The 4,287-nt window shown below is 47.8% G+C and carries 3 protein-coding genes and 1 pseudogene; all 4 read left to right on the top strand.

Annotated elements, in window-relative coordinates:
* A pseudogene (locus AC3DOM_RS16145) lies at positions 1-243 on the top strand (peptidylprolyl isomerase); the annotation flags it as partial.
* Between the two features lie 9 nt (positions 244-252).
* Complete coding sequence (locus AC3DOM_RS16140) at positions 253-792, top strand: VTT domain-containing protein (RefSeq protein ID WP_487920068.1); 540 nt, start codon at positions 253-255, stop codon at positions 790-792.
* On the top strand, positions 792-3,518 hold the full coding sequence (locus AC3DOM_RS16135) for an ATP-binding protein (protein ID WP_487920067.1): 2,727 nt from the start codon (positions 792-794) through the stop codon (positions 3,516-3,518). Before AC3DOM_RS16140 ends, AC3DOM_RS16135 begins: the two co-directional genes overlap by 1 nt.
* Positions 3,515-4,210 carry a response regulator transcription factor gene (locus tag AC3DOM_RS16130; RefSeq protein WP_487920066.1) on the top strand — a complete coding sequence of 232 codons (696 nt, stop codon included), beginning with the start codon at positions 3,515-3,517 and terminating at the stop codon, positions 4,208-4,210. Before AC3DOM_RS16135 ends, AC3DOM_RS16130 begins: the two co-directional genes overlap by 4 nt.
* Positions 4,211-4,287: the final 77 nt, after the last annotated feature.

Genomic DNA, 4,287 nt, shown 5'->3' with positions numbered 1-4,287 from the left:
GGTGGTCCAGGTTACCGTTTTGAGGATGAATTTCATCCCGAACTGAAACACGATAAACCAGGTATTCTATCCATGGCAAACGCCGGACCCGGAACAAATGGCTCACAATTTTTCATTACCCATGTTCCCACACCTCACCTCAACAATCGTCATAGTGTCTTTGGCCAGGTTACAGAGGGCATAGATACCCTAATGGCTGTTGAAGTCGGCACGAAAATCTCATCTGTCAGCATCACTGAAGTTTAATTCGCGATGTCTAAAGAACGCCGCTTAACTTTGTTTCGCTGGCTGAGTATAATCGCGGTAATTGCGTTAAGCGCGTTCATTTTTTCTGTTCGAGATCAAGCCGAGCAATTAGCCTCTTATGGGTATCCGGGCATTTTTTTGATTTCCCTGCTCTCCAATGCGACCGTGCTTTTGCCTGCTCCTGGTCTTGCGGTTGTTTTTACAATGGGCAGCATCTTCCATCCTTTTGGCGTTGCCCTTGCAGCTGGCACAGGCGGTGCAATTGGCGAGCTTTCTGGTTTTATGGCTGGATTTAGCGGTCAGGCCGTCGTAGAGCGGATGGATATCTACGAGCGCATCATCGCATGGGTTGAAAAATACGGGACCTTCGCGATCCTTATTTTTGCCGCCGTACCCAATCCTTTTTTTGATCTTGCGGGGATCGCAGCTGGCGCAACAAAAATCCCGATTAAAAACTTCCTGCTCGCTTGTTGGATTGGGCAAATCATCAAAGCGTTGATTTTTGCTTATGCAGGTGCTACTTCAATTGGATGGATACTCTCATAATGCCTCGTCGCAAGATTTCATTCTTCAACGATCTTGGGTTACAACTCCTGACCCTCTACCTGCTTATCATTATCCCTTCGCTTGCCATTTTGCTGGTATTCGATTATATCGCCGGTGAAAGAATTCAGGCAGATGTAAGGGCAAATGATCTTTCATTGGCACGGGCGATTGCCCTTGAAACCGATCTTTCCATCAGTAAATCTTTGCAGGCAGTTGACGCCCTTTCAAAAATTCCAGGTATCCTGGAATCTGATATAGATGGGATGGAAGAGGTTTTTGACATCTTCATTCAAACTCGCCCGGATGTAAACCTGGTTTATCGGCTCAGTGATTCCGGCAGAATGATTTATCACTACCCTGTTGGGCCGGGGTCCACTGTTGGTGACGATTTTTCTTTCAGAGACTACTATCAGGACGCATTGATTAAAAAACAGGCCTTGGTCTCAAAAGGAAGGATTTCTCCAACGACCAATCAGGCGGTTGCAACAGCTGTCATGCCCATCCGCGATCAGGATATTTTTCTCGGAGTAGTGGCTACCAATATCAAGCTTGCCAGTTTGAGCGAAACCCTCGAAAACATAGCTGCCAGTCGTCGCCCGGATGAAGATTTTGAAATCGTTATCCTTGATTCAAGTGCGCAGATCATCGCCCACCCTGACGCAGGATTTTTACTTAAGGATGCCCAAAGCCTCCTTCCTGATATTTATACCCCCTCCCTTGTTGGGAAAAGCGGCACACGGATCGAGAAAAATTCCGAGGGCGAAGAACGTCTTTATACTTATGCCCCAATCCCAAGCGCAGGTTGGAGTGTCATCGTCAGCCGCCCCACCGCAGCTGCATTTGCCACTCAAATTACCATTCATCGTATTACCACGATTGTTGCACTGACCTTTGTCTCGATCGGTTTGTTTGTCTGGATTCTCCTCTCTCGCCGTGTTGTAATGCCTCTTGAGCGCCTTTCTTCATTAAGTATGGCTATCGGAAGAAACCAGGAAATTAGCGCTGAAGAACGAAACCAGGTCAAACATCTTTCAAAACGACCCGATCAAATCGGACATCTCATTCGTAGTATCTTGCGTATGGAAACATCCATCGCAAAGCGTATCAACGAGCAAGAGACACTTCTTGATACCAGCAAAGCGGTCGTCTCCACCCTTGATCCCCAAATCGTCCTCGACCGCATCCTGCAACAGGTGCAGAAGTTATTCAGTGTCAATATGTGCGCGATCGTTGCCCTTGATGAAGAACATAACACTTTTCGCATTCGTGCCAGCCTTGGGCTATCCAAAAAATACGCAGCTCAGCTCGTCATCCAACCAACAGATCCTAACTCGGTCACCATGCGAGCCTTACGGGCAAAAGAACCTATTCAGATCAGCGACACTGAGACAGACGCAACCTTCACCGCTCAATTACCGCGCGCAAAGGCAGAAGGATATAGATCGCTTTTGGCTGCCCCTCTCCAAACCAAACATACTCCGCCAGCCGCTTTGCTGGTTTTTCGTCCCGACGTGCATGTCTTCTCCGATAACGAGACCCAACTTCTTGCCAACTTTGCAAATCATGTCACCATGGCGATAGAGAATGCGACCCTTTACTCACGCAGCGATATGCGATTGCAACAACAAACCCGTCGCATTGAAGCCCTTGTTCACTCCCTCTCAGATGGCCTTATCCTTAGCGCCTTGAGCGGAGAAGTGATCTATGCAAATCGACGGATTGGAGAACTTGCCAACCTCTCCTCTGAAGAGCTCAACCGTACCAGTGCAGATAGTGTGATCAGCCGAATCCTGACTCAATCCCCCATCCAGGAAAAGATACGTCAACGAATTGACGATGCCCTGACAGGCAACAAAGAGCGTGGCATCGAAATTCCTCTCGTTACGACTGGCGGGCGTGTTTATTTACGCTTGCAAGTCTTTGACGTCACTGGTATTAATGGAAACCCAATTGGGCGTGGTCTCATCTTTCGGGACATTACTGTCGACCGTGAGGTGGATCGCATGAAATCCAGCCTGATCTCAACAGTCTCGCACGAACTTCGCACGCCACTTGCATCGATCAAAGGTTACGCCAGCACCCTTCTCGCTGAAGACGTGGAATGGGATACTACCTCACAGCGTGAATTTCTTACCATCATATCCGAGGAAACGGATCGACTAAGCGAGTTGGTCAACAGCCTTCTTGATCTTTCACGTATCGAATCGGGCAATATAACTATTTCTCACATTGAATGCCCAATCGAGGAAATCATCCAGGGCGCTGCAAAAAGAGCCCATCTCCAGGATGGAAATGAACTTATTGTCGCCCTTGAGCCAAATTTGCCCACGCTATATGCAGATCCTCCGCGCCTCGAAACGGTGCTTCGCAACTTGCTTGAGAATGCTGTTAAATATGCCGGGGAAGAAGCGACCATCCAGGTCAAGGTTTCACACGAAAATAACAACCTTTTCTTCCGTGTTCACGACAATGGCCCTGGGATCCCCCCCGAAGAAAACGAGAAGATCTTTCAGAGTTTCTATCGCGCAGATACAAGCCTGACCCGGATTTCCAGCGGTGCCGGGCTCGGATTAGCTATATCCCAGGGTCTGGTCCAGGCACATGGTGGTAATATTTGGGTAGATTCACAGCAGAAAGGGGCATGTATAGTCTTTTCTATTCCTCTCAATGAGCGCGATTTGGCTATGACACCAGAAAAAATTACAGGAAGGCAGGTTGAAAATTGAGAAGCACCTCCCCTACCGTACTCGTAGTTGATGATGAAAAACCCCTCCGGGATTTTGTGCGTCGAAACCTTGAGGTGCGTAATTTCCATGTAGAAACTGCCTCAAATGGCCTTGAAGCGTTGGCGATTTTCAATACCCAAAATGTGGACCTTGTCATCATGGATATCATGATGCCCCATCTTGATGGATTGGAAACAATCCGTCGCATCCGTCAGACATCGCTGGTTCCGATCATCATTCTTTCTGCACTGGGCGAAGAAGATGACAAGGTGCGCGCCTTTGATATGGGCGCGGATGATTACCTCGCCAAGCCATTTGGCGCCGGGGAACTTCTAGGACGGGTTAAAGCTGTCTTAAGGCGGGCCAGGTGGTCTGAATCATCTGAAGTCAACGAACAGGTTACACGAGGAGAAATTACCGCCGATCTGGAGCGTCATGAAATCACCGTCCGAGGGGAAATTCTAAACCTAACACCAACCGAATTTAACTTACTGGTTCATATGATGCGTCATGCCGGTAAAGTGCTTTCACATCGCTCCATTTTGCAAAATGTATGGGGGCCAGAATATGGCGAGGAAGCAGAATATCTCCGTGTCTATGTGGGGAAATTGCGTCAAAAAATTGAAGTTGACCCACTCAATCCAGAATATTTACTCACTGAACGAGGCATTGGTTATCGATTTAAGGGGTAAATAATGTTTATAGCGTATTTATACAGAACTCTTCTGTTTTTAGGCTTTCTTTGCGTTTAGGGCGTAGAATACTATCA

The organism is Candidatus Desulfolinea nitratireducens (genome assembly GCF_982879505.1).
This window is presented reverse-complemented; position numbering and strand designations above follow the sequence as displayed.

Bases quoted from the DNA above. Each gene is read 5' to 3' on its own strand.
- AC3DOM_RS16140 (WP_487920068.1), top strand. From the start codon at position 253: ATGTCTAAAGAACGCCGCTTAACTTTGTTTCGCTGGCTGAGTATAATC.
- AC3DOM_RS16135 (WP_487920067.1), top strand. From the start codon at position 792: ATGCCTCGTCGCAAGATTTCATTCTTCAACGATCTTGGGTTACAACTC.